The sequence below is a fragment of the Gemmata sp. genome, assembly GCF_051859125.1.
Classification (GTDB): domain Bacteria; phylum Planctomycetota; class Planctomycetia; order Gemmatales; family Gemmataceae; genus Gemmata.
In genome coordinates this window covers 1-3731 of record NZ_JBHYGG010000202.1, presented here as the reverse complement: position 1 = coordinate 3731, position 3731 = coordinate 1, and the positions used below count along the sequence as shown (strand labels likewise).

Annotated in this window: 4 protein-coding genes; all 4 read right to left on the bottom strand. The window is 71.6% G+C overall.

Annotated features, from left to right (window positions below; all coding sequences use genetic code 11):
• Nucleotides 1-163: 163 nt before the first annotated feature.
• The gene (locus ACTIGN_RS17390; protein WP_439626073.1) at nucleotides 164-508 is read right to left on the bottom strand and encodes a hypothetical protein; all 345 of its coding nucleotides are present in this window, start codon (nucleotides 506-508) and stop codon (nucleotides 164-166) included.
• Nucleotides 509-977: 469 nt separating this feature from the next.
• Nucleotides 978-2396, bottom strand: coding sequence for a TonB-dependent receptor (locus ACTIGN_RS17385; protein ID WP_439626071.1), 1419 nt, complete (start codon nucleotides 2394-2396; stop codon nucleotides 978-980).
• Nucleotides 2397-2606: 210 nt separating this feature from the next.
• A complete protein-coding gene (locus ACTIGN_RS17380; RefSeq protein WP_439626069.1) occupies nucleotides 2607-2849 on the bottom strand; it encodes a hypothetical protein in 243 nt (80 codons plus the stop codon).
• 29 nt (nucleotides 2850-2878) lie between these two features.
• Nucleotides 2879-3475, bottom strand: coding sequence for an RNA polymerase sigma factor (locus ACTIGN_RS17375; protein WP_439626067.1), 597 nt, complete (start codon nucleotides 3473-3475; stop codon nucleotides 2879-2881).
• Nucleotides 3476-3731 lie beyond the last annotated feature (256 nt).

Here is a 3731-nt window from a genome sequence, read left to right as displayed (position 1 = left end):
ACGACCAAAGAAAACCAACCAACGGACTTGACCTGCACACGGCTTCATAGTCGACTAAGCTCACCTGCCGGCGGGGCGCGGTGAGCTACGAATCTGGGAAAGCCGTCGTGCCCCCCGCCGTCTCCTGTAGCGGGTGGTTCAGCGCTGCCAGCGATGCCCGCGACTACGAGCCGAGAAGCATCTGGCCGACTGCCTGCACCGGCTCCCCGCGGCCCTCCATCTGGGTCACCGCCGCCCCCATCGCGGCCCACCACTCCGCCGGGTCCTGGTCCCGCGGCTCGTCCCGCGGCGCGCCCGACAGGTCGACCGCTCGCCGCCGGAACGTCAGGTACGCCACCCACCCGGCCAACACCCTGGTGCGGTACTCCGGGGTGGCGGACTGGTGGAAGTGGAACCGGATGCCCTTCTCCTGCGACGCCGACGCGACGAACACCCGGTCGTCCGGGCCGAGCACCGGGAAGCTGGCCAGGTCCGCGGGCACGGCCACCCGCCGGGTGGTCGCCTTCACAATGGAGAACACGTCGGGCCGGGGGGGAGATTCGACCGCCGTGGGCGTTGGGGGCTCGTAGCCGGCATCGGGAAGCGGGGGAAGGCGGGTTGGCACGGCGACGCGCAGTTCCGGGCGCGCGGGCGGTAAAGGTTGCAACCGTCCCGCCGGTCGGCGGGGAGCGGTTCGGACGGGTTCGCCTGGGACTTCTTGGGCATGGGCCGCCGGGCGCTCGTGCGGGCATGGTTGGCACACCGCGTGCTGTACACCACCGCGACGAACACCAGTCGGGCCGAGGTTCCCCGGCCCACCCCCCCACCCGATCACACGTCCCCGTGCCTGTCAACGAGAGGCGGTGGCGACAGCCACCGGCTTCTTCTTTCCACGCCGGTCGTCGTCGCGGCCAACCGCACGATCCGCCCCGTCATTGCGGCGAGAATCCGGTCGCTTCACCCCGAACCGCGCCACCAGCACCAGCACGACCACCGCATCAGGAACTCGTGCGGTCCGGTCGCCACCCGAAGAGGTGCCCGGCCTTGATCGTCGCCGCGACGGCGGCCGGCACCATCTCCTCCCAGGACGGATCCCCCCGCTGGAGCCGGGCCAGGACGTCGGGCGTGCTGATCGACAGGAGGGACGCGTCGTAGTCGCGGATCGGGGCGACGCGGCCGAGGTCGAGCAGCAACTCGCGGAGGTGGTGCCAGGGGGGCGACACCGGGCCGTCCCCCGCCGTCTGAATCCCGCCTGTGGCCGGGTCCCGCGTGGGGTACGCGTACACCGTCACGGACCGCTTGAACAGCCGCCCGACCGCCTCGAGCGCGCCGCCCGGCAGGGCGGGATGGGACCCCTCGTCCAGGAACTGTTGGAGCGCGGGCAGTTCGACCGCGATCCCGACCGGCGCGTCGGTGGAGCGGGCCAGGTACTCGGCCAGCTCGTGGAACGGCTCGAACCGCGAGATCAGCACGTCGAACCCGAGCGCCCCCAGGACGTCCGCCCGCGCGAGAAAGTCCTCGTGACCGACGCCGGGCTGCGGGTCGAGGCTGCGGAGCGTCATCTCCGCGAGCACGACGGGCCGCCCGCCGCGGACGCCCGGCACGTCGAGGAACTGCCCCCGCGCCCGGTCGAGTAGGTCGGCGGTGAGCCTCGTGAACGGCCGGAAGGAGCACCGCTTGACCAGGACCGGCCTCTTGTAGAGCACCTCCGACGCCTGCACCACCTCGCCGCCGGCCGTGAACAGGGCCGCGTCGGTCAGCCCCTGCTCCACCAGTTGCAGGCTCAGCAACCGGTTGTCCACGCCTACGAAGGCCGGCCCCGAGAGCTTGATCATGTCGACCTCGGCCCGCCCCCGGGAGAGGTCGTCGGCCAGCGCGGCGATCAGGTCCGCCGGGTTGTCCCGGAGGAAGAAGGCGGCGTGGATCAGGTTGACACCGAGCACGCCCAGCGCCTCCTGCTGACCGGCGGGGGCCGGGTCGAGCAGGTGGGCGTGGACGATGACCTCGGACGGCTCCTCGTGCGGGCGGGCCTGGAACCGGACGCCGACCCAGCCGTGGCCCGGCCCCGGGTTCTTGTGGCCGCCGGTCGCCACGGTGTCGGCGAACGCGAAGAACCGCTTGGCGTCGGCGCGGCCGGGTGCCAGCAGGTCGCGTACCTGGGCGAACTCGTGGTCGAGCATCGCCTCCAGTCGCTGCCGGCTGACGTACCGCTTGGTGGGCCCGTATTGCGCGTCGCTCACCGCCATGTCGTAGGCCGAGACGGTCTTGGCCACCGTCCCGGCCGCGCCGCCGGCGGAGAAGAACCACCGGGCCACCTCCTGGCCGCCGCCGATCTCGGCGAGCGTGCCGTACGTCGTCCCGTCGAGGTTGAGCGCCAGCGCCTTCTGTCGCGTACCAAGGGCACCGTTCGCGTTCATGACCGCCTCCTGTTCGATTGCCGGGGTTCCCACACCGCCGGGCGGCGACCTGCGCCACCCCGTTACGCCACATCAGACGATGTGGCCGCGGGCGGTCTTACCCCCCTTGCGGGTGATTTGTTGGCCGAGAGCCCGCGGACGCGTGGCTCACACGGGCGGAATCGTGGGGGTGTGGGGGACGCGGGAAGTCCCGCGAGCGACGCGATCACCTCATGAACCCGCGCCGTCATCCTTTAACGCCGCGAGCAGGGCGCGGAACTCCTCCGCGCACTCCGGGCACGTGTCGAGATGCTCGGCGGCCTGCTGAAGCGGTTCCTGGATCGGCTGGAGCGCGGCAACGAGCTCGGCGTAGCTCGGCGCGTACCCGAGCCAGTCGTCGCAGCCGATCTCGTCCGGCCGGGTCCGCAGCACGAACCGGGCCAGTTCCTTGAGTTCGTCCGGTGACAGGCTCATGTGTTCTCCTGGGTTGGGTTCCCCGGTGGCTACAGGTCGAACGCCGCCCGGACCTCGTCCCCGTCGATCCCGGCCGCTTCGAGACCCCGCTTCAGGCCCTGCCGGGCGTCGTGCGTCAGCTTGTAGATCGCGTTCCGCGTCAGCCCCATCTGGACGGCGATCTCGGCCTGCGGCATCCCCTTGAACTCGGCCACCAGCGCCCGCCGCTGCCGGTCGGTCAGGGCGGTTCCGATGACCCGGTGCATCGCGGCGAGGACCGCCTGCCGGGCGTCCCGGGACGGCCCTTCGGGCGGGGCGGGCGGGTGGCGGGCCGGTGCGTCCTCGACCAGACGGTCGAGTGACACGTCCCTCCACCTCGCCCGGCGGAGTTCGGTGAACGCGACCCGCACCGCGACGGTCACGGCCCAGGTGGTGAACCGGCTGTCGCCGCGGAACGTCGCCAGGCCGCCGAGGACCTTCAGAACCCCGTCCTGTGTCACGTCCTCGATGAACCCGTCGTCCGCGGCGGCGCGCCCGGCCAGCGCGCGACGCAGCCCGCGGCTCAGGACCTCCCTCAGTTCGGCCACCGCGGCCTCATCGGCCCCGCCGAGCAGCCGCACCCAGTCCTCGTTGGTCCGCGCAGTCACGGGCACTCCGAACAAAGTTCGCGCCGCCGGGGTAAGGCCTCCCGCGGCTACGGCGTCAGACGTGGCGTAGTGGGGTGACGAGGGTCGCCGCCCCGCCACCAGAACAGGAGACGACAATGACCGCTCTCAACCGCCTCGATACCGTCCTGTCCGACCTCGGCACCCGTGCCGAAGCCGTCGGCGGTCACGCCCTCCGCTACGGGCTAGGCTCTGTCTGGTGAACCGCAAGTCGTTGTGGCAGCCTCTAATCGGTTAT